General features: G+C 67.8%; 23 protein-coding genes and 3 pseudogenes. 14 read left to right on the forward strand and 12 right to left on the reverse strand.

Annotation, left to right across the window (positions count from 1 at the left end; translation table 11 throughout):
* Positions 1-119: 119 nt before the first annotated feature.
* From QKY98_RS04575 to prlC, 3 genes are all read right to left on the reverse strand, one after another.
* Positions 120-578: an anti-virulence regulator CigR family protein gene (locus QKY98_RS04575; RefSeq protein ID WP_284670415.1), complete on the reverse strand. Its 459-nt coding sequence runs from the start codon at positions 576-578 to the stop codon at positions 120-122.
* A gap of 367 nt (positions 579-945) precedes the next feature.
* Positions 946-1218 (reverse strand): YheV family putative zinc ribbon protein, encoded by a 273-nt coding sequence (locus QKY98_RS04580; protein WP_074583321.1) that lies wholly within the window; start codon positions 1216-1218, stop codon positions 946-948.
* Positions 1215-3311, reverse strand: a complete 2097-nt coding sequence (gene prlC, locus QKY98_RS04585) for an oligopeptidase A (RefSeq protein ID WP_169886919.1) — start codon at positions 3309-3311, stop codon at positions 1215-1217. The genes QKY98_RS04580 and prlC overlap by 4 nt, the downstream gene beginning before the upstream one ends.
* A 44-nt stretch (positions 3312-3355) precedes the next feature.
* On the opposite strand from prlC, the gene QKY98_RS04590 reads away from it, so the two are divergent.
* The gene (locus tag QKY98_RS04590) at positions 3356-3907 is read left to right on the forward strand and encodes a gamma carbonic anhydrase family protein (protein ID WP_074583324.1); all 552 of its coding nucleotides are present in this window, start codon (positions 3356-3358) and stop codon (positions 3905-3907) included.
* 380 nt (positions 3908-4287) lie between these two features.
* On the opposite strand, the gene QKY98_RS04595 is transcribed toward QKY98_RS04590, so the two are convergent.
* The gene (locus QKY98_RS04595; protein ID WP_284670416.1) at positions 4288-4638 is read right to left on the reverse strand and encodes a MerR family transcriptional regulator; all 351 of its coding nucleotides are present in this window, start codon (positions 4636-4638) and stop codon (positions 4288-4290) included.
* 71 nt (positions 4639-4709) lie between these two features.
* Between QKY98_RS04595 and QKY98_RS04600 the strand changes: the two genes are divergently transcribed.
* Positions 4710-5135 (forward strand): hypothetical protein, encoded by a 426-nt coding sequence (locus QKY98_RS04600; protein ID WP_284670417.1) that lies wholly within the window; start codon positions 4710-4712, stop codon positions 5133-5135.
* A gap of 244 nt (positions 5136-5379) precedes the next feature.
* On the opposite strand, the gene aroE is transcribed toward QKY98_RS04600, so the two are convergent.
* Positions 5380-6195, reverse strand: coding sequence for a shikimate dehydrogenase (aroE, locus tag QKY98_RS04605; protein ID WP_027600514.1), 816 nt, complete (start codon positions 6193-6195; stop codon positions 5380-5382).
* Positions 6196-6199: 4 nt separating this feature from the next.
* The gene (gene hemF, locus QKY98_RS04610; protein WP_044341233.1) at positions 6200-7129 is read right to left on the reverse strand and encodes an oxygen-dependent coproporphyrinogen oxidase; all 930 of its coding nucleotides are present in this window, start codon (positions 7127-7129) and stop codon (positions 6200-6202) included.
* 143 nt (positions 7130-7272) lie between these two features.
* Here hemF and QKY98_RS04615 point away from each other — a divergent pair, with 143 nt between their 5' ends.
* From QKY98_RS04615 to QKY98_RS23910, 4 genes and pseudogenes are all read left to right on the forward strand, one after another.
* Positions 7273-8250 carry an NADPH:quinone reductase gene (locus QKY98_RS04615; protein ID WP_027598738.1) on the forward strand — a complete coding sequence of 326 codons (978 nt, stop codon included), beginning with the start codon at positions 7273-7275 and terminating at the stop codon, positions 8248-8250.
* A gap of 157 nt (positions 8251-8407) precedes the next feature.
* Positions 8408-10891: pseudogene (locus QKY98_RS04620) on the forward strand (PAS domain S-box protein); the annotation flags it as partial.
* A gap of 201 nt (positions 10892-11092) precedes the next feature.
* Positions 11093-11332 (forward strand): annotated as a pseudogene (locus QKY98_RS23905) (ATP-binding protein); the annotation flags it as partial.
* A gap of 141 nt (positions 11333-11473) precedes the next feature.
* Positions 11474-11791 (forward strand): annotated as a pseudogene (locus QKY98_RS23910) (response regulator); the annotation flags it as partial.
* A gap of 1 nt (position 11792) precedes the next feature.
* Here QKY98_RS23910 and tsaC read toward each other — a convergent pair.
* The 3 genes from tsaC to QKY98_RS04635 all read right to left on the reverse strand — a co-directional run bounded on the left by tsaC (position 11793) and on the right by QKY98_RS04635 (position 14579).
* Positions 11793-12347 (reverse strand): L-threonylcarbamoyladenylate synthase type 1 TsaC, encoded by a 555-nt coding sequence (gene tsaC / locus QKY98_RS04625; protein WP_027600512.1) that lies wholly within the window; start codon positions 12345-12347, stop codon positions 11793-11795.
* A gap of 64 nt (positions 12348-12411) precedes the next feature.
* The gene (dprA, locus tag QKY98_RS04630; RefSeq protein ID WP_284670419.1) at positions 12412-13497 is read right to left on the reverse strand and encodes a DNA-processing protein DprA; all 1086 of its coding nucleotides are present in this window, start codon (positions 13495-13497) and stop codon (positions 12412-12414) included.
* A 50-nt stretch (positions 13498-13547) separates the two neighbouring features.
* The gene (locus QKY98_RS04635) at positions 13548-14579 is read right to left on the reverse strand and encodes a LysM peptidoglycan-binding domain-containing protein (protein ID WP_044341237.1); all 1032 of its coding nucleotides are present in this window, start codon (positions 14577-14579) and stop codon (positions 13548-13550) included.
* A gap of 231 nt (positions 14580-14810) precedes the next feature.
* Here QKY98_RS04635 and def point away from each other — a divergent pair, with 231 nt between their 5' ends.
* Genes def through QKY98_RS04655 form a run of 4 tightly spaced genes read left to right on the forward strand, consistent with a single transcriptional unit; the run spans position 14811 to position 17947 of the window.
* A complete protein-coding gene (def, locus tag QKY98_RS04640) occupies positions 14811-15317 on the forward strand; it encodes a peptide deformylase (RefSeq protein WP_007160149.1) in 507 nt (168 codons plus the stop codon).
* Positions 15318-15375: 58 nt separating this feature from the next.
* Positions 15376-16320 carry a methionyl-tRNA formyltransferase gene (fmt, locus tag QKY98_RS04645; protein ID WP_284670420.1) on the forward strand — a complete coding sequence of 315 codons (945 nt, stop codon included), beginning with the start codon at positions 15376-15378 and terminating at the stop codon, positions 16318-16320.
* On the forward strand, positions 16317-17618 hold the full coding sequence (gene rsmB / locus QKY98_RS04650) for a 16S rRNA (cytosine(967)-C(5))-methyltransferase RsmB (protein ID WP_284670421.1): 1302 nt from the start codon (positions 16317-16319) through the stop codon (positions 17616-17618). The genes fmt and rsmB overlap by 4 nt, the downstream gene beginning before the upstream one ends.
* Positions 17619-17629: 11 nt before the next feature.
* Positions 17630-17947: a tetratricopeptide repeat protein gene (locus QKY98_RS04655; protein WP_007160146.1), complete on the forward strand. Its 318-nt coding sequence runs from the start codon at positions 17630-17632 to the stop codon at positions 17945-17947.
* Here QKY98_RS04655 and QKY98_RS04660 read toward each other — a convergent pair.
* From QKY98_RS04660 to QKY98_RS04670, 3 genes are all read right to left on the reverse strand, one after another.
* Positions 17938-18210: a PilZ domain-containing protein gene (locus QKY98_RS04660; RefSeq protein ID WP_007160145.1), complete on the reverse strand. Its 273-nt coding sequence runs from the start codon at positions 18208-18210 to the stop codon at positions 17938-17940. The two genes, QKY98_RS04655 and QKY98_RS04660, sit on opposite strands and share 10 nt — an antisense overlap.
* Before the next feature lie 171 nt (positions 18211-18381).
* Complete coding sequence (locus QKY98_RS04665; RefSeq protein WP_077171230.1) at positions 18382-19269, reverse strand: lysophospholipid acyltransferase; 888 nt, start codon at positions 19267-19269, stop codon at positions 18382-18384.
* A 90-nt stretch (positions 19270-19359) separates the two neighbouring features.
* On the reverse strand, positions 19360-19944 hold the full coding sequence (locus QKY98_RS04670) for a DNA-3-methyladenine glycosylase I (protein WP_284670422.1): 585 nt from the start codon (positions 19942-19944) through the stop codon (positions 19360-19362).
* A 343-nt stretch (positions 19945-20287) separates the two neighbouring features.
* On the opposite strand from QKY98_RS04670, the gene glyQ reads away from it, so the two are divergent.
* Genes glyQ through QKY98_RS04690 form a run of 4 tightly spaced genes read left to right on the forward strand, consistent with a single transcriptional unit; the run spans position 20288 to position 24599 of the window.
* The gene (gene glyQ / locus QKY98_RS04675) at positions 20288-21253 is read left to right on the forward strand and encodes a glycine--tRNA ligase subunit alpha (protein WP_027598728.1); all 966 of its coding nucleotides are present in this window, start codon (positions 20288-20290) and stop codon (positions 21251-21253) included.
* Positions 21253-23310 carry a glycine--tRNA ligase subunit beta gene (gene glyS / locus QKY98_RS04680; protein ID WP_278388513.1) on the forward strand — a complete coding sequence of 686 codons (2058 nt, stop codon included), beginning with the start codon at positions 21253-21255 and terminating at the stop codon, positions 23308-23310. The genes glyQ and glyS overlap by 1 nt, the downstream gene beginning before the upstream one ends.
* A gap of 3 nt (positions 23311-23313) precedes the next feature.
* The gene (gene gmhB / locus QKY98_RS04685; protein WP_027600506.1) at positions 23314-23856 is read left to right on the forward strand and encodes a D-glycero-beta-D-manno-heptose 1,7-bisphosphate 7-phosphatase; all 543 of its coding nucleotides are present in this window, start codon (positions 23314-23316) and stop codon (positions 23854-23856) included.
* Complete coding sequence (locus tag QKY98_RS04690; protein WP_027598725.1) at positions 23856-24599, forward strand: lysophospholipid acyltransferase family protein; 744 nt, start codon at positions 23856-23858, stop codon at positions 24597-24599. Before gmhB ends, QKY98_RS04690 begins: the two co-directional genes overlap by 1 nt.
* Positions 24600-24629 lie beyond the last annotated feature (30 nt).

The following is a 24629-nucleotide window of genomic DNA, read 5'->3' on the forward strand; positions in this document are numbered from 1 at the left end:
TATCGCCTGCGCCGGCGCACCGGCGGCCCACGCCCGAGCGGCCGGCCCCGGGAGCCCGTGCCAGAGCCTGCGGTGAACTCGGCGGTGCCCGCGGGCTGCCGACAAAAGAATTGCCCGGACTAGTCCAGCACGCCCTGCAGGATGGCGTAGACGAGCCCGGTGCCCACGGCGACCAGCACCATGTCGGTACCCAGGCGCCGCCATTCGTAGCCGGGATAGTCAGGCAACTGGCGGGCGATGCCCGGGGGCAGGGGGCGGCCGTAGCCGGCTGGCAGAGGACGCCCACGCTCCAGACGCAGACCCGGGGGCAGGTCACCCCCACGGCCGATCTGTCCCCGCAGCGCCTTGATGCGCTCCCGCGCCGGTCCCAGATCGGGCGGCCCGCCGGCGGCCGGTCCGGCAGCCGGACGACCCTGATCATGCGCCATGGGACCGGGTCCCTGGCCCTTGGGACCACCCTGTTCCTGCCAGCCCGGCCCGTGCGGCCCCTTGGGCCCGCCAGGTTCGTGATCCGGCGGCGCGGCCAGCGCCAGGTTGCCGGTCAGACAGAAGGCTGCAGCAGCGAGGAGGGTACGCATGGAGGGCTTTCCTCATGGGGGACGAGGGTGTCGGTTATCCCCTTGGAGTCCGATCACGGAAAAAGACTCCCGGGTCATTCACGGATGCACAGCCTGTGGATAAATCGGGGATAAAATCGGTATAACTTCGTGAGAAATCCCTAATCTCAGCCAGGGGCTAAATAAAAAGCCTTTATTATCAATGGATTAAAAAGATGATCGGCTGGCTATCGAATCCGCTTTTTGTGGATAAAACTTGGGACCCCCTGCGCTGAAGCCTGTTTTCATCGCTACAGAAGCCCTATACGGATCGATTTCACTCGACCCAAAAACAGCAAGACCGCGCCCGGGTGATCCCGGGCGCGGTCTTGTCGAAGGTCACCGCTGCCTAATCCGGCTTCTTCAGCTTGGGATTGGGAAAGAACTGCACGGCCTGCACCTTGGGATCGAGCTTCTTGGGCTTGAGCGCACTGATATTGACTCGCGTCGGCAATTCCTTGGGGACCGAATTGCCGCGCTCGTCCAGGGTGTCGCTGTAGCCGCAGGAGACGCACTCGCGATGAGGCGTGCCCTCCTGGGTCCACATCTTCAGGGTGTCCTGCGCCTGGCACGCCGGGCAGACCGCCCCGGCGATGAACCTCTTGCGGATCGGCTCGCTCACGCCGCCTCCTCGCTCAGCCCGGAATGGCGGAGCAGGGCGTCGATGCTGGGCTCGCGACCGCGGAAGTCGACGAACAGCACCATGGGCGCCTGGGAGCCGCCGCGGGCCAGGATGGCTTCGCGGAAGGCCCGCCCGGTTTCCGGATTGAAGACGCCTTCTTCCTCGAACTTGGCGAAGGCATCGGCGGACAGCACCTCGGCCCACTTGTAGCTGTAGTAACCCGCCGCATAACCACCGGCGAAGATGTGCGCGAAGCTGTTGGGGAAGCGGTTGTAGGCCGGCGGACGCACCACCGAGATCTCGTCGCGGATGCCTTCCAGCACCTCGCGCACGCTACGACCGTCGCCATGGGTGGCGTGCAGCTCGAAGTCGAACAGCGAGAATTCCAGCTGGCGCAGCATCATCAGGCCGGACTGGAAGTTCTTGGCCGCCAGCATCTTGTCCAGCAGCTCCTGGGGCAGCGGCTCGCCGGTCTCGTAGTGACCGGAGATCAGCGCCAGGCCTTCGGGCTCCCAGCACCAGTTCTCCATGAACTGGCTGGGCAGCTCCACCGCATCCCAGGCCACGCCGTTGATGCCGGAGACGCTGGCATGCTCGACGCGGGTCAGCAGGTGGTGCAGGCCATGGCCGAATTCGTGGAAGAGGGTGGTCACCTCGTCATGGGTCAGCAGCGCCGGCTTGCCGGGGCTGGCCGGAGTGAAGTTGCAGACCAGGTAGGCCACCGGATCGATCAGCCGACCCTGGGCGTCGCGGCGCTTGTCACGGGCGCCGTCCATCCAGGCGCCGCCACGCTTGTTGGCGCGGGCATAGAGATCGAAATAGAAGCGACCGATGGAGGTGCCGTTTTCCTTGATCTCGAACAGGCGCACGTCCGGATGCCACTTCTCGAAGTCGCGCAACTCGGCGATCTCGATGCCATAGAGCTTCTGCACCGTGGCGAACAGGCCGGACAACACCTTGTCCACCGGGAACCAGGCACGGACCTCTTCCTGGGACAGGGAATAGCGCTGCTGGCGCAGCTTTTCGGCGAAGTAGCCGGTGTCCCAGCTCTGCAGATCCTGCACGCCCTGTTCGGCGGCGAAGGCGCGCAGTTCTTCCAGGTCGCGCTGGGCGAAGGGCTTGGAGCGCACGGCGAGGTCGCGCAGGAAGCCCAGCACCTGGTCGCTGCTCTCGGCCATCTTGGTGGCCAGCGACAGCTCGGCGTAGTTGGCGTAGCCCAGCAGGCGCGCCAGTTCCTGGCGCAGGTCGAGCAATTCCTCCATCACCGGGCCGTTGTCGAACTGGCCGGCGTTGGGACCCTGCTCGGAGGCGCGGGTGGCATAGGCGGCGTAGACCTCTTCACGCAGGGCGCGGTCGTCGGCGTAGGTCATCACCGCGTAGTAGCTGGGGAATTCCAGGGTCACCAGCCAGCCGTCCAGCTCCTTGGCCTGGGCGGCGGCCTGCAGCTGGGCCTTGGCCGACTCGGGCAGGCCGGCGAGGGCGGCTTCGTCGGTGAGGTGCTTGGTCCAGGCCTGCGTCGCGTCGAGCAGCTGGTTGGAGAACTTGCTGCCCAGCTCGGACTTGCGCGCCTGGATGGCGGCATAGCGCTGCTGCTCGGCCGGCGGCAGGTCGATGCCGGACAGGCGGAAGTCGCGCAGGGCGTGTTCCAGGGTGGTCTTCTGACCGACGTCGAAGCCCTTGGCTTCCTCGCTCTCGGCCAGGCGGCTATAGGCCTGGAAGAGGTCCTTGTTCTGGCCGATCTCGGTGGAATAGGCCGACAGCTTGGGCAGGCAGGCCTCGTAGGCGGCGCGCAGCTCGGCGCTGTTGCACACGGCGTTGAGGTGGCCGATGGGGCTCCAGGCCTGGCCCAGCCGATCGTTCAGCTCGTCCATCGCCAGCACCAGGCCGGCCCAGGTGGGGTGTTCCTTCTGGGTCTCCAGCAGCTTGGCCAGGGCGGCACGGTTCTCGGCCAGGATGGTGTCGATGGCCGGCTCGACGTGCTCGGGCTTGATGGCGGAAAAGGGCGGCAGGTCATGGGACTGAAGCAGCGGATTGCTGGCGCTCACGGCGTTCCCCTCGGGGCGATGGCTTTGACAGTTATATATGGAGCCCATCCTAATAGGTCTCAAGACCCTTCCGACGAGAAAAGGTATCTATCGTGACCATAAGGACCTTCCAGGGTAAGACCCCGCAACTGGGCGAACGCGCCTTCGTCGACGCCACCGCGGTGGTGATCGGCGACGTGACCCTCGGCGCAGACAGCTCGATCTGGCCGTTGACGGTGATCCGTGGCGACATGCACCGCATCCAGATCGGCGCCCGCACCAGCATCCAGGACGGCAGCGTGCTGCACATCACCCACGCCGGCCCCTTCAACCCGGACGGCTATCCCCTGCTGATCGGCAACGACGTCACCGTCGGCCACCAGGTGACCCTGCACGGCTGCACGATCGGCGACCGGGTGCTGGTGGGCATGGGCAGCATCGTCATGGACGGCGCGGTGGTGGAGGATGACGTGGTGATCGGCGCCGGCAGCCTGGTCCCGCCGGGCAAGCGGCTGGAAGGCGGCCATCTCTACGTCGGTCGCCCGGTCAAGCAGGTGCGACCGCTGGAGGAAAAGGAACGCGCCTTCTTCACCTACAGCGCCGGCAACTACGTGAAGCTCAAGGACCAACATCTGGCCGAGGGGTATGGGGAGGAGGGGGCGTAAGCGTTGCGATAACTGGTCGGGTTGGGTTGAGTGCAGCACCGTAGCGTGGAAAACGGCGCAGCCTTTTCCACGGATGACTTCATTGCGCAGGTACGCCCTCACCCCAACCCTCTCCCAAGGGGATAGGGGGCTGTCAGAGCAGGCGGCCATCTCCAGCATCTCCGGCCCGATTACGATCAGCCGTTATACCCAGCCCGTAGGAACGGCACCTGGCGCAATAGCACCGTAGCGTGGAAAACGGCGCAGCCTTTTCCACGGGTGACTTCATTGCGCGGGTACGCCCTCACCCAACCCTTTCCCAAGGGGAGAGGGGGCTGTCAGAGCAGGCGGCCATCTCTAGTTGGTAGGTTGGCTTGAGCGCAGCGAAGCCCAACGCTCGGCTACCCCCGCAGCGGACAGGCTTCACCCAAGCGCGAATACAGCACCCCACGCAACGCCTGCAATTCGTCGATGCGCGCCTCGATGACCCTGAGCTTGTCGCGCAGCAGTTCTTGCAGATAGGCATCCGGATCGGCGGCGCGCTCGACGTCCTTAAGGTTGGCGGCGATTTCCTGCAGGCTGAAACCCAGTCGCTGGGCGGTGCGGATATAGCCCAGCCATTCGACGGCTTCGGGCGGATAGTCGCGATAGCCGTTGGCCCGCCGCCGCGCCTGGAGCAGTCCCTGGCGCTCGTAGAATCTCAGGGTGTCGCGATTCAGGCCGGTGGCCTGGGCGAGGGTGCCGATACGCATCCGTTCTCCTTGACCCTGGACCTTGCTCCAGGGTCGACACTGGACTTCCTCTCGCTCAAGGAAGTCCGTCCATGTGGAAGCTTGCGCCCTATCTGCGACTGGTCCGTGCCAGCGCCCTCTATGATCTGCTGGTCACCGCGCCCTTCGCCACCCCCTGGAGTCTCGCCTGGCGGCTACGACAGCTCGACGAGCTCGGCCAGGCACTGGGCCTGGCGCCCCTGGCGGCATTTCCGCCGGAAGCCCTGTTGCTGGGCAATCTGCTCGGCTCTCTGGTGTGCGTCTGGGCCGTGCTGCGCCTGGCCAAGCCTTCGCTGCTGCTGGGACGCTACGATGCCGTCGCCAGGGGCCTGTTCGCCCTCTGGCAGGCCTGGGCGCTGTACCAGGGCGCCAGTCCCTTGCTGGCGGGGTTCCTGGTCTTCGAAATCGGCTTCGGTATAGCCCAAGCTTGGCCGGTGTCTCCTGTATCCCGCGGCGTTCAACCTCAGGTATTGGGCTGACGTCTGTCCGTCGGGCTTCGCCATACCCCACACAGCAAGACTCTCAATCGCGGCCATGGCTGTCCGCCGATACGGCTGCTCCTAACTGCGTGCGCTGCTGTGCTGTCTCATCGCGGCCATGGGCCGCTCCTACAGCGGTTATATATCCCGTAGGAGCGGCCCCATGGCCGCGATTCGAGCCCCTAGCAACGGCGGCCTTGGCATGTCCAGTATGGCCCTCGCCCAACAAGCCACGCCTTGCCCCTCACCCCAGCTGCCGCCTTAACTCCGCCAGCACCGGCGCGCTGTCGGGGCGCACGCCGCGCCAGAGTTCGAAGGCCTCGGCGGCCTGTTCCACCAGCATTCCCAGACCGTCCAGGGTGTGGAAGGCACCCTCGTCCAGGGCCCAGCGGTTGAAGGGGGTGAGGTCCTTGCCGTACATCATGTCGTAGGTCACCGTCTGCGGGCCGATCACCGCTTCCGACAGCGGTGGGCGACCGCCCCCGAGACTGGCCGAGGTGCCGTTGATGATGACGTCGAAGGGCGCTCTCAGGGTGGAGAAAGCCGCCACCTCGATCGTCCCCAGTTCGGCGAATTCCCGCGCCAGTTGCACCGCCTTGAGTTCGGTGCGATTGGCCAGCACCAGTTGCCCGGGATTGCAGGCCAGCAAGGGCTCCAGCACGCCGCGTACGGCGCCGCCGGCGCCCAGCACCAGGACGCGCTGACCGGCCAGCTGCAGACCGGCGTTGACCGTGAGATCCCGCACCAGCCCGGCGCCGTCGGTGTTGTCGCCGAGCAGGCGACCGTTGGCCTGGCGCTTGAGGGTGTTCACCGCCCCGGCGCGGCGCGCACGCGGGGTGAGTTCATCGCACAGCTGGTAGGCCTCTTCCTTGAAGGGCACCGTGACATTGGCGCCCAGGCCGCTCTGGAAGAAGCTGCGGGCGCTTTCGCTGAAGCCGTCCAGCGGCGCCAGCAGCGTCCCGTAGTGCAGGCGCTGGCCGGTCTGGTCGGCGAACAGGCTGTGGATCAGCGGCGACTTGCTGTGGGCGATGGGATTGCCGAAGACGGCGTAGCGATCCATGGGTCTATCCTGCAGGCGTCGGGGCGAGCGCGAGCCAGTCGCGGTCGGTGAGAAAGAAGTCGGTCAGGCGCGCTTCCGGCGAGCCGGGCACGGGTTTCCAGTCATAGCCCCAGCGCACCTCGGGCGGCAGCGACATGAGGATGGACTCGGTGCGCCCGCCGGATTGCAGGCCGAACAGGGTACCGCGGTCATAGACCAGGTTGAATTCCACGTAGCGGCCACGGCGATAGGCCTGGAATTCCCGCTCGGCCTCGCTGTACGGCTGGTGGCGGCGACGCTGGACGATGGGCAGGTAGGCGTCGACGAAGGCATCGCCGATGGCGCGCTGGAAGGCGAAGCAGGTCTCGAAGTCCCACTCGTTCAGGTCATCGAAGAACAGGCCGCCGATGCCGCGCGGCTCGCCACGGTGCTTGAGGTGGAAATAGCGGTCGCACCAGGCCTTGTAGCGCGGATAGACGTCGGCGCCGAAGGGCGCGCAGGCGTCATGGCAGACCTGGTGCCAGTGCACGCAGTCGGCCTCGTTGCCGTAGTAGGGGGTGAGGTCGAGACCGCCGCCGAACCACCAGACCGGCGCCTCGCCGGGCTTTTCGGCCAGGAAGAAGCGCACGTTGGCATGGGCGGTGGGGATATGGGGATTGCGCGGGTGCATCACCAGGGAGACGCCCATGGCCTCGAAGCTGCGCCCGGCCAGTTCCGGGCGATGGGCGCTGGCCGAGGGCGGCAGGCTGTCGCCATGCACATGGGAGAAATTCACGCCGCCCTTTTCCAGCAGGGCGCCCTCGGCGATCACCCGGGTGCGGCCACCACCGCCGGTCGGCCGGGTCCAGGCGTCTTCGACGAAAGCGGCGGCGCCATCCTCGGCTTCCAGTGCGGCGCAGATGCGCTCCTGCAGAGCGAGCAGATAGGCCTTGACGGCCTCCAGGGAGGGATTCATCGCAAGGATTTCCACAACAGGCGGGGAGGGCGGAGAGCATAACACCCGTATCCGACCGGTTGACGCGGCCCGCGGTTGCGGCTTGGATGAAGGCTCACCCCAAGAGAGCCCGGCCAAGGGCTCCAACCAGGAGATACTCAAGCATGGCCCAGCGCATCCAGTTCAGTCGCACCGGTGGTCCCGAAGTACTCGAACTTGTGGATTTCGAACCCGCCGCGCCCGGCCCCGACGAGGTGCAGGTGCGCAACCATGCCATCGGCCTCAACTTCATCGAGACCTACTACCGCAGCGGCCTCTATCCGCCGCCGTCGCTGCCCTCCGGCCTGGGCACCGAGGGCGCCGGGGTGGTGGAAGCGGTCGGCAGTGCGGTCACCCGCTTCAAGGCCGGCGACCGCGTGGCCTATGCCACCGGCCCGCTGGGCGCCTATGCCGAGGTCCATGTGCTGCCCGAGCGGCATCTGGTGCACCTGCCGGAAGCGGTGTCCTTCGAGCAGGGCGCCGCGGTCATGCTCAAGGGGCTGACGGTGCAGTACCTGCTGCGCCAGACCTATCCGCTGCAGGCCGGCGACACCGTGCTGTTCCATGCCGCGGCCGGCGGCGTCGGCTCCCTGGCCTGCCAGTGGGCCAAGGCCCTGGGCGTGCGCCTGATCGGTACCGCCGGCTCGCCGGAAAAGCTGGAAAAAGCCAAGGCGCTGGGCGCCTGGGCGGTGATCGACTATCGCCAGGAAGACGTCCCGGCGCGGGTCCGCGAATTGACCGATGGGGCCAAGGTGCCGGTGGTCTACGACGGCGTCGGCAAGGACACCTGGGAGATGTCGCTGGACTGTCTGGCGCCCCGCGGCCTGATGGTCAGCTTCGGCAACGCCTCCGGCGCGGTCACCGGGGTCAACCTGGGGATCCTCTCGCAGAAAGGCTCGCTCTATGTCACCCGGCCGACCCTGGCCACCTACGCCGCCTCGCCCGAGGCCCTGCAGGACATGGCCGATCAGCTGTTCGAGCTGATCACCGATGGCCGCATCCAGGTGGACATCGGTCGGCGCTATCCACTGGCCGAGGTGCAGGAGGCGCATCGGGCGCTGTCGGGTCGTGAGACCAGCGGCTCGACCATCCTGCTGCCCTGAGGCAAAACGCCCGCACGCCTGGCCGGGAAATCGTGACGGCCATTAAGTTTCCTGCAGCCAGGCGGCACGACGGGGGTAAACGCCGGTCTATGTCGGACAGTCAGGTCGTCACGGCCTTGACGTTCTTTCAAGAATCGGCCGGATCGCTGCCCTTGTCATGCCTATCTCCAGCCCCCTCGCCAGCCTGCTCGACACCGCCACGGACACGGCGCTGATCACCCTGACCGCCGACGGGCGGATCGGGCAGTGGTGCCCGGCCGTCGCCCGGCTGCTGGGCTGGACGGCGCAGGACTGGCTCGGTGAATCCATCGTCGGCCTGCTGCTCCCCGAGCCGCCGGCCGACGGCTGGCTGACTGCCCTCGAACGCTGCCAGACCCAGGGCCTGCGCCACCGCGACGGTCACCTGGTACGCCTCGACCTGCACCTGGTGCCGCTGCGCCGGGCGGATGTCCCCGTGGGCTGGCTGCTGCACGTCTGGCAGGCCCCGGCGAGCCGGGCCCGGTTCGCCGCCCGGCGCAGCGCCGAGCGCGACCTGCCGCAACGCCTGCAGGCGCTCGGCGAATGGTCACGGCGTCTCAGCGGCACCACGGATCTCGCCGCCCTGCGGCTGTGCGCCACCCAGGCCCTGCGCGACCTGGCCGACGATCCCCAGGCGCGGCTGCTGTCCGTGGCCGAGGCCGGCAGTCCGCCGGCGGGTCAGTTGCTCATCCCATTCGGCCCGGCCACTCAGCACCTGGGCTATCTGCAGCTAGGCAGCGCCGTCGAGGCGGACACCCGGCTGCTGCTGGATCAGTTGGCCCTGCTGCTGGGTGCCCTGCTGGTGCGGCAGCAGACCCAGGATCAGGCCCGACACCTCGAACGGCGCCTGTCGCTGGAACAGGGCCTGTTGGCCAGCGTGCTGCAGCAGGCACCCCTGGGCATCTCCATCACCGAGGCCGGCAGCGAAGAAGCGGTGATGCTCAACGACCGGGTCGACATCCTCCTGGGCAAGCGTCCGGCCGGCGAGACGCTGGACGAGCGCTATGGCGCCATCGGCGCCCTGCACGCCAATGGCCAGCCCTATGCGGTGGACGACTATCCCACGGTACGGGTGCTGCGCAGCGGCCAGTCGGTGGCGCCCGAGTTGATGCGCTATCGGCGACCCGACGGCAGCATCCGGCTGCTGGAAGTATCCAGCGCACCGGTCCGCTCGGCCACCGGCGAGGTGATCGCCTCGGTCACCCTGTTCGATGACGTCCAGCAGCGGGTCGATGCGGAAACCGCCCTGCGCGAACACAGCGCGCGCCTGGCCAGCCTGATCAACCAGGCGGCGGTCGGCATCTGCCAGACCGACGCCCGCGGGCGCATCCTGCTCGCCAATCGCCGCTATTGCGAATTGCTCGATCGCAACGAGGTGGGGGTGCTGGAACAGACCCTGCAGGCCCAGACCCATCCCGAGGATCGGGCCGTCCTGGAGCGCCATTTCGATACCCTGCGCGAGCGCGGCGACAGCTTCAAGCTGGACCAGCGTTTCCTGCGCCCCGACGGTTCGGTGGTCTGGGTCAGTCTGCATGGCTCGCCGCTGCAATCGGAAATCGGCCAGGAACTGTCGGTAAGCCTGGTGGTGGTCGATCTCACCCAGCGCAAGCAGGCCGAAGCCGCGCTGCACCTGTCCAACCAGCGCTTCCGCAATGCCGTGGAGGCGGTGCAGGGGGTGGTCTGGACCACCAATGCCCAGGGCCATCTGCTTGGCGAACAACTCGCCTGGAGCACCCTGACCGGGCAGAGCTATGCCCAGTATCAGCAGGACGGCTGGGCCGATGCCCTGCACCCCGAAGATGCACCTCGCACCCTGCGTCGCTGGCGCCTGGCGGTGCAGCAGCAGGTGGACTTCCACGACGAACACCGCCTGCGCTGTCGCGACGGCCAGTGGCGCACCTTCAGCGTGCGCGCCCTGCCGGTGCGGGAGAACGGCGTGGTCTGCGAATGGGTGGGCGTGCACACCGACGTCAGCGAGATCCGCATGGCCGAGCACCGCCTGCGACGCCTGGCCGAATTGCTTGAACAGCGGGTCCACGAGCGCACCGTCGAGCGTGACCGCATGTGGCGCGTGGCCGACGACCTGCTCGGCGTCATCCAGGGACAGCGCTGGCTCAGCCGCAATCCCGCCTGGGGCCGCACCCTGGGATGGGACGACGAGGAATTGCGCCACCAGCCGCCGACCTCGCTGGAGCATCCGGACGATCCACCGGTGTTTCCGCGTCTGGCCGCCCTGCGCCACGGCGAGGTGCTCAGCGATCTGCCCGGGCGCCTGCGCACCCGCGACGGCGCCTGGCGCCACATGATGTGGAAGGCCACCGCCGATCACGACGGACGCATCTATGTCTTCGGCCGCGACGTCACCGTCGAGCACGATGCCGCCCTGGCCCTGCAGAATGCCGAAGCCGCCCTGCGCCAGGCGCAGAAGATGGAAGCCATCGGCCATCTCACCGGTGGCATCGCCCACGACTTCAACAACCTGCTCACCGGTATCAGCGGTTCCCTGGAGTTGCTGCGCCGGCGTCTCGACCAGGGTCGTCACGACAACCTGCAGCGCTACCTGGACACCGCCGAGCAATCCGCCACCCGCGCCGCGGCCCTGACCCATCGGCTGCTGGCCTTCGCGCGCCGGCAGACCCTCGACCCGCGGCCGGTGGACGTCAACGACCTGATCCTGTCCCTGGAAGAACTCTTCCAGCGCACCCTGGGCGAACGCATCAGCCTGCGCAGCAGCCTCGCGCTGCAACTACCGCCGGCGCGCACCGACACCAACCAGCTGGAAAACGCCCTGCTGAATCTGGTGATCAACGCCCGCGACGCCATGCCCGAGGGCGGCCAGCTGACCCTGGAAACCGCCCTCGATCACCTCACCGACCTGGCCGCCGAACACGACCTGCCGCCGGGCGACTATGTGCGTCTGACCATCGCCGACACCGGCAGCGGCATGCCCGCCGAGGTGGTGGACCGCGCCTTCGATCCCTTCTTCACCACCAAGCCCATCGGCCAGGGCACCGGCCTGGGCCTGTCGATGCTCTATGGCTTCATCAAGCAGTCCGGTGGCCACGTGACCCTGGAGAGCGAATTGGGCAGTGGCACCCGGGTAAGTCTCTGGCTACCCTGTGCCCAGCCCGAGCGGCCGGCGGCGAGCGCGACGCCCCAGGCGGCCATCGCCCAGAGTCGGGGCGAACGCCTGCTGCTGGTGGAGGACGATGTCTCGGTGCGGCTGCTGCTGCGCGAGATGCTCACCGAGCTGGGCTATCGCGTGCGCACCGCGGCCAGTGCCTCGGCGGCGCTCACCCTGGTCGACGGCGACCTGCCCTGTGACCTGCTGATCACCGATCTCGGCCTGCCGGATCTCGACGGCGCCGAGCTGGCAGGACGCCTGCGCGAGCGCTGGCCGGAGCTGCCGGTGCTGTTCGTCAGCGGTCACGCCGAGCGCCCGACGCCGAACGGCGAGCCCTCGCTGGCCAAGCCGTTCCAGATCGATGCCCTGGCGCGGTTGCTGCGCCAGCTGCTGGACTGACCTAGGGTCGGAAGACCTTGCCGGTCACCAGGTCGCGAATCACGCTGGGATTTTTGCGCCCGCCCAGTTCACCCGTGAGGATGCCGTCGAGGCCCTTGGGAAAGTATTGCTGAACCCGCAACCGCGTGCGGGCGGCCGGGCGACCGGCGGGATTGGCCGAGGTGGAGATCAGCGGCCCGGTCAGGGCGCAGAGTTCGCCCACCAGGGGATGCTCGGAGACCCGCAGCGCCACGGTGGCGTGGGCGCCGGTCACCCAGCCGGGCAGGCGATTGTGGTGCGGCACCAGCCAGGTGTTGGGCCCCGGCCAGGTGCTGGCCAGCTTGGCCAGGGACTCTTCCGGCAGATCGTGCAGCAGGAAGTCGAACTGGCGGATGTTGTCGGCCACCAGGATCAGACCCTTTTCCATGGGCCGATGCTTGAGCATCAGCAGGCGATAGACCGCGGCCTGATCCCAGGGATCGCAGCCCAGGCCCCAGACGGCCTCGGTGGGGTAGGCCAGGACGCCCCCCTCGCGCACGATTCGCGCCGCCTGCCGCACTCGCCAGCTGTTGTGCATCGCCTTGCCTCCGCCAAATCCCTGAAGTCTACCCGAGCGCGCCGCCGATGCCAGTCATCCCCCGCTAGCCGAGGCGACACCAGCTGCCCTGCTGCGCCACGATCCGGCCTTCCAGCTCCAGTTCGGTCAGCTGGACCAGCACCTCCGGCAGCGACAGCTCGCAGAGCCGCGCCAGTTCTTCGCTGTTGAGCGGTCCGGCGGCCAGCTGACGCAACAGGGGATGCTCCTCGACCGCCGCGGTGGTAGCGAGCGGGGCCAGGCTGCGCCAGCCCTGCAGGGCTTCGAGAATGTGTTCAACGCCCTCCACCAGCTGCGCGCCCTCGCGGATCAGCTGGTGACAGCCGCGGGCCCCGGGATGATGAATGGAGCCGGGCAGGGCGAACACCTCGCGGCCCTGTTCGGCGGCCAGGCGCGCGGTGATCAGCGAACCGCTGGAAGGACTGGCCTCCACCACCAGGGTACCCAGGCTGAGACCGCTGATGATCCGGTTGCGCCGTGGAAAGTTGCCGGCCTGGGGCGTGCAGTCCAGTGGCAACTCCGAGACCAGCACGCCGCCTTCGGCCAGCAGGCGCCGGGCGAGCCCCAGGTGCCAGCGCGGATAGAGCTGCCGCAGACCGGTGCCGAGCACGGCGACCGTGCCGCCGCCGGCCTCCAGGGCGCCCTGGTGCGCCGCGCCATCGATGCCCAGCGCCAGGCCACTGGTGATGCAGAAGCCGGCCGCGGCCAGGCTGTGGGCGAAACGCCGGGCATTGTCCAGCCCCTGGGCGCTGGCCTGACGACTGCCGACCAGGGCCAGTTGCGGTCGTTCGAGCAACCCGACCCGTCCTTCGACGAACAGCAGCGGGGGTGGATCGGCGATCTCGGCGAGCAGCGCCGGATAGCGCTCGTCGCCCAGGCAGAGCAGGTGGCGTTCGGGGCCGTCCAGCCAGGCAAGGGCCTGGTCGACCCGTTCGCGGGTGGCGGGACTGCGGCGGGCCTCCGCGGCCACCGCCGGCAGGCGCAGGGCGCGCCAGGCGGAGGCCGGGGCACTGAGGGCGGCGCTGGCGCTGCCAAAGGCGTCCAGCAGCAGGCGCTGGCGCACGGCGCCGAGTTCGGGGAGTGCGTGCAGGCGCAGCCGAGCGTCCAGCTCGGCAGGGGAGAAGCTGGCCATGGTGTCGTCCTTGAGGGTGGCCGGTCGCCGTCCTGGCGACCCGCGAGGGGTTAGGGGTTGCGCACCTTGTCCATGATCGCCAGCTGGCGGGTGGCGGTCAGGACCAGGCCGTAGCTGATCTTGTCGTAGGTGCGAAAGACCATCAGCAGGCCGGCGCGCTCGTCGGGGATCTTCACCAGCTCGCCGGTGATGCGATCACGCACCGTCTCGCCGGTCTTGTAGACCGCCAGCACGTTGCCCTCGGCCAGGCCGTCACGAGCACCCTTGTTGAGGGTCACCACATCGAACTGGCCGACCTGGGTGACGCCACGCGGCACATCGAGGATCAGGCCGTTGATGTCGCGGGCCGGGGCGCTGGGCATGAAGGTGGAGTTCACCAGCCGCTCCTCGGTGGGGAACAGCCGGTCGCCCAGGCGCACTTCCTGGGTGGTGCGCGTCAGGCGCAGGGTGGCGATGTCGCCCTCCTGGGCGACCAGATCGGCGCTGCCGATGAAGTCGCCGTTGATGCCGAGGAAGGCACCGGTCTTGGGATCGACATAGGTCTTGCCCTGGCGGTAGATGCCATAGGCCGAGACCCCCGGCTGCAGCTTGCCGCGCACATAGATGCGATCGCCGGCGCCGCTCACCACCCGCTCGGCGTTGCCGGCCACCACATAGGGCGCCGCCTGGAACTGTTCGGCCGAATCGATGGCGCGATTCTGCAGCAGAAAGCTATTGACCGCTTCCAGCGGAATGGCCGGGATGGCTTCGGCGATGGGCGTGCTGCGCACCGTGGGCGACAGCTTGACCGTGCCGCGCGAGGCGCCGCGGTTGAGCTGCAGGCGCGGCTGACCGTCGACATAGCTCAGCACCAGGGTGTCGCCGGGATAGATGAGATGGGGATTCTTGATCTGCGGATTGGCCTGCCAGATCTCCGGCCATTCCCAGGGTTTGCTGAGGAATCTGGCGGAGATGTCCCAGAGGGTATCGCCGCGAACCACGGTGTAGCTTTCCGGGTGATCCTGACGCAGGGTGACCGCTGCGTACGCCGACTGCAGGGCGCCCCCTGCAACCAGCAGCAGGGCGAACAAAGATTTCCTCATGCGTCGAATCCCTTTACACTCTTGGCCTTGAAGAACCGTCTTCACGCAAACGTCGGGGAATCGCCCCAGTCGTGCCCTGATCGCCACCTTTGTCGGCACCGGGCAGCGCAGGCGCTCATCCCCGTCGACCGACGTCATCCACCACTCGGGACCAGCCCGAGCCGGGTGGAAACAACGCTGCGGCATCTTAGCAGCGCCCCTTGACTGTATTCCACAAGTGCCCTCAACGCCATGGCGATCCTAGACATCCTCGAATTCCCCGATCCCCGCCTGCGCACCGTCGCCAAGCCCATCGACACGGTGGACGACGCCCTGCGCCAGACCATCGACGACATGTTCGAGACCATGTACGAAGCGCCCGGCATCGGTCTGGCCGCCACCCAGGTCAACGTGCATCGCCGCCTGGTGGTGATCGACGTCAGCGAAGACAAGAGCGAGCCGCTGGTCTTCATCAATCCCGAGGCCGAGCCGCTCACCCAGGAACTGGGCGAGTATCAGGAAGGCTGCCTGTCGATTCCCGGCTTCTACGAAAAGGTCTGCCGCCCCGAGCGCGTCCGGGTCAAGGCCCTGGATCGCGACGGCAAGCCCTTCGAGCTGGAATGCGACGGCCTGCTGGCGGTGTGCATCCAGCACGAGATCGATCACCTCGACGGCAAGCTGTTCGTCGACTACCTGTCGCCGCTCAAGCGCGATCGCATCAAGAAGAAGCTCGAAAAGCAGCAGCGCCACAAGGCCTGATCGCCCTGGCGGACGGCGTCTTCGGCGTCCGCCGCTCGCCCTTTCCGCCAGGTCCGCCATGTCCAGATCCCTTCGCCTCGTCTTCGCCGGAACCCCGGAATTCGCCGCCGTGCACCTGCAGGCGCTGATCGATGCCGGTTATCCCATCGCCGCCGTCTATACCCAGCCGGATCGCCCCGCCGGGCGTGGCCAGAAACTGGCCATGAGTCCGGTCAAGCAGCTGGCGCTGAGCCACGGCATTCCCGTGCAGCAGCCGCCGACCCTGCGCGATCCCGCGGCCCAGGCCACCCTGGCGGCGCTGGAACCCGATCTGCTGGTGGTGGTGGCCTACGGCCTGATCCTGCCCCAGGCGGTGCTCGACATCCCGCGCCTGGGCTGCATCAACAGCCATGCCTCGCTGCTGCCGCGCTGGCGCGGCGCGGCGCCCATCCAGCGCGCCCTGGAGGCCGGCGATGCCGAATCCGGGGTCACCGTGATGCGCATGGAAGCCGGTCTGGATACCGGTCCCATGCTGAGCAAGGTGAGCACACCGCTGACCGCCGACGATACCGGCGGCAGCCTGCACGATCGCCTGGCCAGCCTGGGCGCCGCCGCCGTGGTCCAGGCGCTGCCGGGTCTGGCCGACGGCAGCCTGGCGGGCGAGGTGCAGGACGATGACCTGGCCACCTATGCGCACAAGCTCAACAAGGACGAGGCCCGGCTGGACTGGGGCCGTCCGGCGGTGGAACTGGAGCGCCGTATCCGCGCCTTCGATCCCTGGCCGCTGTGCCACACCGCCCTGGCCGGCGAACCCCTCAAGATCTGGGCCGCGGAGCTGGCCGCAGGGCAGGGCGTTCCCGGCATGGTGCTGGATGCCGATCGCTCCGGCCTGCTGGTCGCCTGCGGCGAAGGCGCCCTGCGCCTGACCCGGCTGCAGCTGCCCGGGGGCAAGCCGCTGGGCTTCGCCGATCTCTACAACGCCCGTCGCGAGCGCTTCGCCCCCGGTCAGGTGCTGGGTCTATGAATCCGCGGCTGGCAGCTACCCGCGCCCTGGCGGCGGTCCTCGCCGGCCGCGCCTCCCTGGGCAGCAGCCTGCCCGAGCAACTGGCCAAGGTCGATCCGCGTGACCGCGCCCTGGCCCAGGATCTCGCCTTCGGCACCGCCCGCTGGCAGCCGCGCCTGTCGCTGCTGGCGGAAAAGCTCCTGCAGAAACCCTTCAAGGCCGGCGACCGCGATCTCGAAGCCCTGCTGCTGATCGGGCTCTACCAGCTGTTCCACACGCGCATCCCCGCCCACGCCGCCATCGGCGAGACGGTGGGCTGCGTCGACAAGCTGAAGAAATCCTCGGCCAAGGGCCTGCTCAATGCCGTGCTGCGCCGCGCCCAGCGCGAATACGACAGCCTGCTGCCGGCCCTGGAGCATGACCCGGCGGCGCGCCTGGCCCATCCGCGCTGGCTGCAGAAAGCCCTCAAGGCGCGCTGGCCGGAGCACTGGGAAGCCATCGCCACGGCCAACAACCTGCACCCGCCGCTGATCCTCAGGGTCAATCGCCGCCAGGGCAGTCGCGATGCCTATCTGGCCGAGCTGGCCGCCGCCGGTATCGAGGCCGTGCCCTGCGCCTTCAGCGCCGATGGCATCCGCCTGCTGCAGCCCCAGGACGTCACCGCCTTGCCGGGTTTTGCCGCGGGTCGCTTGAGCGTGCAGGACGAAGCCGCGCAGCTGGCGGCCGAACTGCTGGAACTGGCGCCCGGCCAGCGGGTGCTGGACGCCTGCGCCGCGCCCGGAGGCAAGACCTGCCATCTGCTGGAACGTGAGTCGGGGCTGGCCGAGGTGGTGGCGCTAGACGCCGATGCCGGCCGCCTGCAGCGGGTCGAGCAGAATCTGGCGCGTCTGGGCCTCACCGCGCGCACCCTGGCTGCCGATGGCCGTGCCGTGGCCGACTGGTGGGACGGCACGCCCTTCCAGCGCATCCTGCTGGACGCCCCCTGCAGCGCCACCGGGGTAATCCGCCGCCATCCGGACATCAAGCTGACCCGCCAGGCCAGCGACATCGCGCCCCTGGTGCAGCTGCAGGGCGAGTTGCTGGACGCCCTCTGGCCGACGCTGGAGGTGGGCGGCATCCTGGTCTACGCCACCTGTTCGGTGCTACCGGAAGAAAACAGCAGCAACCTCGCCGCCTTTCTCGCCCGCACCCCTGGCGCCCGCGAACTGGACATCCCCGCTACCTGGGGCCTTGCCCAGCCCCATGGTCGCCAGCTCCTGCCGCAGCCCGACGGCCATGACGGCTTCTACTACTGCAAGCTGATCAAGATCGCCAAGTAGGAGACCTCGCCATGCTCGAATCCCTGGAGAAGATGCTCGCCCGCGGCCAGGACAACGCCCTGCTCAGATTCGGTCTGGGCAAGGGCTATCTGGATGCCGGAGAACCCGCCCGGGCGATCGAGCACCTGGCGCGCTGCGTCGAATTCGATCCGGCCTATTCGGCGGCCTGGAAACTGCTGGGCAAGGCCCATGAGGGGAGTGGCGACCTGGCCAGCGCCGAGGCGGCCTGGACCCAGGGCCTGCAGGCGGCGCAGGCCAGGGGCGACAAGCAGGCGGAAAAGGAGATGACGGTGTTTCTCAAGCGCCTGGCGCGCCGCGCTCAGTCCTGATCGCGCAGGAATCTGAGGCCCGCGCCGTCACCATCGGTGCGCATGACTTCCATGGTCACCTTGGGCGCTTCGATCGGCAGGTCGAGCACCTGGCCGACCACGCGGGTGCCCTGCGGCAGCCGGGTTAGCTCGGGGTGCACCACATAGACGCCGCCATCGGACAGGTCGCGGGTCTCGCCGACGATCTCGCCATCCGGATAGGCGATCCACAGCCGGCACTTGAGCGGGGTACGGGTATGCTGGCGCTGATCGCGCGAATTCATCGCCTGACTCCCTGGCTTAGGCGCTCCCTTGAGGTCCTGGCAGCTTCCGGCAAAGCCCGGCGCCTGTCAGCCGCGCACCGACCGAACGGTGCTGGCGAAGCGCCGAGCGATAGCTCATGGGACCACCGCTCGAGGTTCAGCGCCCGGGCATGACCCGGGCTGGCAAGCGGCCTAGTACCACTTCTCCTCGCCATCCGGGCGATTCTTGAATCTCTTCATGCTCCACATGTACTGGGTCGGATAGCGCCGCACGTAGCCGGCCAGCACCTCGCTCATGGCGGCCACCGAGACCTCCGGATCCGGGTCGTACATGGCCGCGGGCGCGGCTTCCAGGATCACCTTGTAGCCGCTGCCGTCCGCCAGGCGCACAGCATGGAAGAACACCCCGCGGGCCTTGCCGCGCGCCAGCAGCGAGGGCACGAACTTGCTGGTCAGGGCGGTGGTGCCGAGGAAGGGCACGAAGAGGCCGGCGCTGCGACTCGGCTCGGGATCCGCCGGAATGCCCACGGCGCCGCCGCGCCGGACTTCCTTGATCACGCTGATGATGCCTTCCGGGGTGGAGGGCGCCACCCGATTGCCCAGCTGTACCCGCTGGCGCTTGAGCAGCTCGTCCACCGCCTTGAGCTTGGGCGGCCGGTAGAAGATGATCGGCTTGGCGTGGGAGCAGTAAAAGTGGTTGAGCAACTCCCAGTTGCCCAGGTGGCTGGTGATGCCCACCACGCCATCGCCGGAGGCCAGGGCTTCCTGCAGGACGTCCATCCCTTCCACCTCGCGCACCAGGCGCAAGGAACGCTTCGGCGACCAGATCCAGGCGCAGGCGCTTTCGGTCAGGGTCTTGCCGATGCCGCGCAGGCACTCGCGCGACAGCCGTTCCAGACCGGCGGCATCGAGTTCGGGAAAACAGTGGGCGAGGTTGATGCGGGTGACCTTGCTGGCGCGGGTCGGCAGCTTCCACATGCACCAGCCGATGAATCCACCCAGGCGCTGCACCAGCGGCCAGGGCAGCAGGGCGAAAAGGCGCAGGAAGGCGATCATCAGCGCGCCTTTGAATCTTTCCAAAAGAGGGGCTCCTGTCTGAATGCCCAGACAGTTTACCGTCTACAGACCCCGGAAACGTTAAGAAAGCGTAAGGTTCGCGCCAACTGGCAGCTATACATTCGACTGTTCCTGCAGCTCTGCCGACGCAGACGCCAATTCGCCATGGCGGTCGCAGTCGAGGGTATGGTCCATGACCAGACCCATGGCCTGCATGAAGGCATAGCAGATGGTCGGCCCGACAAAGGTGAAACCGGCCCGCTTGAGCGCCTTGCTCATGGCCTCGGCTTCCGGGGTGATCGCCGGCACCTCGCTACGATCACGGAAACGATTGATGCGCGGAGTACCGCCGACAAAGGACCACAGCCAGCCGGCAGGGTCTTCGAGGCGCAACCAGGCCTGGGCATTCTGACGAGCGGCGCGCAGCTTGGCGCCATTGCGGATGATGCCCGGGTCCTGCATCAGCACCGCGATCTCGGCATCGCTCAGTTGCGCCAGGCGCCTGGGATCGAAGCCATGCAGCACCTGACGATAGCGCTCGCGCTTCTTCAGCACGGTGATCCACGACAGTCCGGCCTGGAAGCCCTCCAGCAGGAGGAATTCGAAGAGCACCGCCGGATCGCGCTGGGGCACGCCCCACTCGTGGTCGTGATACTCGATGTACAACGGATCGGCGGTGCACCAGAAGCAACGCGGCATGGCGAAGACTCGGTCGAGGAGGGAAGGCCTCACCTTAGCGCAATTGCCCGACAGCGGAGGCGAGTCATAACCGCCTCTGGAATGGGTAGCATGGCGAATGCTCTGAACGCACGTTTCTAACAGGCCGCAGGCGCTGCTACCGTAGGAGCAGCTACCTTTATCGCGGCCATGGGCCGCTCCTACAGGCCAACCCGTATTTGTAGGAGCGGCCCATGGCCGCGATAAAGCGCGCAGCCGGCCATCCCCGCCAAATACCGCCGGGCAGCCCTACGAGCCCATGCGGTCCCTCCCGGCTTTCGGCTATACTCCCCGGCTTTTCGTCGCAGCCGAACGGGTATTTTTCGTGAGCCAGTCCAAGCCCACCGTGCGCACCTTCCAAGACTTGATCCTGGCCTTGCAGCAATACTGGGCCGAGCAGGGCTGCGTGGTACTCCAGCCCTATGACATGGAAGTCGGCGCCGGTACCTTCCACACCGCCACCTTCCTGCGCGCCATCGGTCCCGAGACCTGGAACGCCGCCTATGTGCAGCCCAGCCGCCGCCCCACCGACGGCCGCTACGGCGAGAACCCCAATCGCCTGCAGCACTACTACCAGTTCCAGGTGGTCTTGAAGCCCAACCCGGACAACTTCCAGGAGCTCTACCTCGGCTCCCTGGCCGCCATCGGCCTGGATCCGCTGGTGCACGACGTGCGCTTCGTCGAGGACAACTGGGAATCGCCCACCCTGGGCGCCTGGGGTCTGGGCTGGGAAGTCTGGCTCAACGGCATGGAAGTCACCCAGTTCACCTACTTCCAGCAGGCCGGCGGTCTCGAGTGCTATCCGGTGACCGGCGAGATCACCTATGGCCTGGAGCGCCTGGCCATGTACCTGCAGGGCGTGGATTCGGTCTATGACCTGATCTGGGCCGACGGCCCCTTCGGCACCGTGACCTACGGCGACGTCTTCCACCAGAACGAGGTGGAGCAGAGCACCTACAACTTCGAGCACGCCAATGTGCCCAAGCTGTTCGAACTGTTCGACTTCTACGAGTCCGAGGCCAATCGCCTGATCGCCCTGGACCTGCCGCTGCCCACCTACGAGATGGTGCTCAAGGCCTCCCACACCTTCAACCTGCTGGACGCCCGCCGGGCCATCTCGGTGACCGAGCGCCAGCGCTACATCCTGCGCGTGCGCACCCTGGCGCGCAGCGTCGCCCAGGGCTACTTCAAGGCCCGGGCCCGGCTGGGCTTCCCGCTGGCCAGCCCCGCGCTGCGTGACGAGGTCTTGGGTCGCGACGATGTCCAGGCGCTGCTCAAGGAGGGCGAATGATGAGCACCACTCTGGATTTCCTGGTCGAACTGGGTACCGAAGAACTGCCACCCAAGGCGCTCAAGACCCTTGGCGACAGCTTTCTCGCCGGCATCGAGAAGGGCCTCAAGCAGGCCGGTCTCGGCTATGCCGGCGCCCGCGCCTATGCCGCGCCGCGCCGTCTGGCGGTGCTGGTCGAAGCCCTGCAGACCCAGCAGCCCGAGCGTAGCGTCAACCTGGACGGCCCGCCGCTCCAGGCCGCCTTTGGCGCCGATGGCCAGCCGACCCAGGCGGCCCTGGGCTTCGCCCGCAAGTGTGGCGTCGACATCAGCGCCATCGACCGCAGCGGTCCCAAGCTGAGATTCTCCCAGAGCATTCCCGGTCAACCGGCGGCCAGCCTGCTGCCCGGCATCGTCGAAGCCTCCCTGGCCGAGCTGCCGATTCCCAAGCGCATGCGCTGGGCCGCCCGCCGCGAGGAATTCGTGCGTCCCACCCAGTGGCTGGTGATGCTGCTGGGTGACGAGGTGATCGACTGCGAGATCCTGACCCGCCGCGCCGGCCGCGACTCCCGCGGCCACCGCTTCCATCATCCCGAGGCGGTGCGCATCAGCGCCCCGGCCCACTACGCCGCCGACCTGCGCGCCGCCCATGTGCTGGCCGACTTCGCCGAACGGCGTCAGCTGATCGAGTCCCGCGTGGCCGAACTGGCCGCGGCGGAGCAGGGCAGCGCCGTGGTGCCGCTCGCGCTGCTGGACGAGGTGACCGCCCTGGTGGAATGGCCGGTACCGCTGGTCTGCGCCTTCGAGGAACGCTTCCTCGAGGTGCCTCAGGAAGCCCTGATCACCACCATGCAGGACAACCAGAAGTACTTCTGCCTGCTGGACGCCCAGGGCAAGCTCCTGCCGCGCTTCATCACCGTGGCCAACCTGGAGAGCAAGGATCCGGCGCAGATCGTCAGCGGCAACGAGAAGGTGGTCCGCCCCCGTCTCACCGACGCCGAGTTCTTCTTCAAGCAGGACCAGAAGCAGCCGCTGGAAAGCTTCAACGAGCGTCTCAAGAACGTGGTCTTCCAGGCCCAGCTCGGCACCGTCTACGACAAGGCCCAGCGCGTCGCCGCCCTGGCCGCCTTTATCGCCGAACGCATCGGCGGTGATGCCGAGCGCGCCCACCGCGCCGGTGTGCTCGCCAAGTGCGACCTGGCCACCGAGATGGTCGGCGAATTCCCCGAGATGCAGGGCATCGCCGGCTACTACTACGCCAAAAAGGGCGGCGAGGCCGATGATGTGGCCCTGGCGCTCAACGAGCAGTACATGCCGCGCGGCGCCGGCGCCGAATTGCCGCAGACCCTGACCGGGGCCGCCGTGGCCCTGGCCGACAAGCTCGACACCCTGGTCGGCATCTTTGGCATCGGCATGCTGCCCACCGGCAGCAAGGACCCCTTCGCCCTGCGCCGTCAGGCCCTGGGGGTGCTGCGCATCCTCATCGAGAAAGGTCTGGAGCTGGATCTGCCAGCCGCCGTCGCCTTCGCCATCGCCGGTTACGGCGAGCGGGTCAAGGCCGCGGGGCTGCAGGAGCAGGTGCTGGACTTCGTCTTCGACCGCCTGCGTGCCCGCTACGAGGACGAAGGCGTCGACACCGCCGCCTACCTGGCCGTGCGGGCCCTGCGCCCGGCTTCGGCGCTGGACTTCGATCAGCGCGTCCAGGCCGTGCAGGCCTTCCGCCGCCTGCCCGAGGCCGAAGCCCTGGCCGCCGCCAACAAGCGCGTCTCCAACCTGCTGGGCAAGTTCGAGGGCACGGTCGCCACCCAGGCCGATGCCACCCTGTTCGAGACCGACGCCGAGCGCACCCTGGCCGCGGCCATCGCCGATGCCGAGCGGGAAGCCGCGCCCCTGGCCGAAGCTCGCCGTTATCGCGAAGCCCTGGAGCGCCTGGCCAGCCTGCGCGCCCCGGTGGATGCCTTCTTCGACGAGGTATTGGTCAACGCCGAGGACGAGCGCGTCCGCGCCAATCGCTATGCGCTGCTCGCCCACCTGCGTGGCCTGTTCCTGGGCATCGCCGACATCTCGGTGCTGGGCTAGGGCATGAAGCTGATCGTGCTGGATCGCGATGGCGTCATCAATGTCGATTCCGATGACTACGTGCGCAGCGCCGAGCAGTGGCAACCGCTGCCCGGCAGCCTCGCCGCCATAGCTCGCCTGAACCGGGCCGGTTGGCAGGTGGCCGTGGCCACCAACCAGTCCGGCCTGGCCCGCGGCTACTTCACGGAAGACGACCTGACGGCCATGCACGAGAAACTGCAGCGGCTGCTGGCGGAGGAGGGCGGTCGGGTCGACCTGATCCTGCACTGCCCCCATGGCCCGGAAGCGGGCTGCGACTGCCGCAAGCCGCTGCCCGGCCTGTTTCGCGCCATCGCCCACCACTATGGCCGTGCCGACCTGAGCGGCGTGCCGGTGGTGGGCGACAGCCTGCGCGATCTGGAAGCCGGCGTGGCCCTTGGCTGCACACCCTGTCTGGTGCGGACCGGCAAGGGTGAACGCACCCTGGCCAAGCCTTTGCCAGCCGGCACCCGGGTCTTCGCCGACCTGGCCGCGGTGGCTGATCATCTGCTCGAGGAAGCGCCCTGATGCGGCTCTTGCGTACCCTGTTGTTCTATGTGCTGCTGGGAACCAGCGGCATCCTCTGGTCCTGCGTCAGCCTGCTGATCGCGCCCTTCCTGGCCTATCGCGCCCGCTATCGGCTGGTGGTCAAGGCCTGGACCGGTTTCGCCGTCTGGCTGGCCAAGGTCATCTGCGGCATCCGCTACGAGATCGAAGGCCTGGAAAACGTCCCGGCGCAGCCCTGCGTGATCGTGGCCAACCACCAGAGCACCTGGGAAACCTTTTTCCTGTCCGCCCAGTTCGAGCCCACCTCCCAGGTGATCAAGCGCGAATTGCTGCGGATCCCCTTCTTTGGCTGGGCCTTCTCGCTGCTCAAGCCGATCGCCATCGACCGTGACAACGGCAAGCTGGCCCTGCAGCAGCTGACGGAGCAGGGCGGTCGCTACCTGGCCCAGGGTTGCTGGGTGCTGATCTTTCCCCAGGGTACCCGCATCGATCACGGCCAGATGGGCAAGTTCTCTCGCGGTGGCGCCGCCCTGGCCTGCAGCCTGAACGTACCCATCCTGCCCATCGCCCATGACGCCGGTGCCTACTGGCCCAATCGCTCCTGGATCAAGTCGCCGGGGACCATCAAGGTCAGCATCGGTCCGCTGCTCCATCCCCAGGGTCAGGATCCGCGCGCCATCGTCGATCTCAATGCCCGCTGCTTCGCCTTCATCGAACAGGCTCTGGCGACCAAGCCCGACGCCAGTCCCGCCCGCGCTGCGTAGCCTGACCGCCAGGCCGCGAGGCCTGGCTGT

This window comes from Pseudomonas sp. HR1, assembly GCF_030175875.1.
GTDB lineage: Bacteria > Pseudomonadota > Gammaproteobacteria > Pseudomonadales > Pseudomonadaceae > Chryseomonas > Chryseomonas oryzihabitans.

Coding starts and splice junctions, on each gene's coding strand:
- rsmB (WP_284670421.1), top strand. CDS start 16,317: ATGAATCCGCGGCTGGCAGCTACCCGCGCCCTGGCGGCGGTCCTCGCC.
- QKY98_RS04615 (WP_027598738.1), top strand. CDS start 7,273: ATGGCCCAGCGCATCCAGTTCAGTCGCACCGGTGGTCCCGAAGTACTC.
- QKY98_RS04690 (WP_027598725.1), top strand. CDS start 23,856: ATGCGGCTCTTGCGTACCCTGTTGTTCTATGTGCTGCTGGGAACCAGC.
- def (WP_007160149.1), top strand. CDS start 14,811: ATGGCGATCCTAGACATCCTCGAATTCCCCGATCCCCGCCTGCGCACC.
- dprA (WP_284670419.1), bottom strand. CDS start 13,497: ATGGCCAGCTTCTCCCCTGCCGAGCTGGACGCTCGGCTGCGCCTGCAC.
- hemF (WP_044341233.1), bottom strand. CDS start 7,129: ATGAATCCCTCCCTGGAGGCCGTCAAGGCCTATCTGCTCGCTCTGCAG.
- QKY98_RS04600 (WP_284670417.1), top strand. CDS start 4,710: ATGTGGAAGCTTGCGCCCTATCTGCGACTGGTCCGTGCCAGCGCCCTC.
- tsaC (WP_027600512.1), bottom strand. CDS start 12,347: ATGCACAACAGCTGGCGAGTGCGGCAGGCGGCGCGAATCGTGCGCGAG.
- glyS (WP_278388513.1), top strand. CDS start 21,253: ATGAGCACCACTCTGGATTTCCTGGTCGAACTGGGTACCGAAGAACTG.
- QKY98_RS04575 (WP_284670415.1), bottom strand. CDS start 578: ATGCGTACCCTCCTCGCTGCTGCAGCCTTCTGTCTGACCGGCAACCTG.
- gmhB (WP_027600506.1), top strand. CDS start 23,314: ATGAAGCTGATCGTGCTGGATCGCGATGGCGTCATCAATGTCGATTCC.
- fmt (WP_284670420.1), top strand. CDS start 15,376: ATGTCCAGATCCCTTCGCCTCGTCTTCGCCGGAACCCCGGAATTCGCC.
- prlC (WP_169886919.1), bottom strand. CDS start 3,311: ATGGGCTCCATATATAACTGTCAAAGCCATCGCCCCGAGGGGAACGCC.
- aroE (WP_027600514.1), bottom strand. CDS start 6,195: ATGGATCGCTACGCCGTCTTCGGCAATCCCATCGCCCACAGCAAGTCG.
- QKY98_RS04670 (WP_284670422.1), bottom strand. CDS start 19,944: ATGCCGCGTTGCTTCTGGTGCACCGCCGATCCGTTGTACATCGAGTAT.
- QKY98_RS04660 (WP_007160145.1), bottom strand. CDS start 18,210: ATGAATTCGCGCGATCAGCGCCAGCATACCCGTACCCCGCTCAAGTGC.
- QKY98_RS04595 (WP_284670416.1), bottom strand. CDS start 4,638: ATGCGTATCGGCACCCTCGCCCAGGCCACCGGCCTGAATCGCGACACC.
- QKY98_RS04635 (WP_044341237.1), bottom strand. CDS start 14,579: ATGAGGAAATCTTTGTTCGCCCTGCTGCTGGTTGCAGGGGGCGCCCTG.
- QKY98_RS04655 (WP_007160146.1), top strand. CDS start 17,630: ATGCTCGAATCCCTGGAGAAGATGCTCGCCCGCGGCCAGGACAACGCC.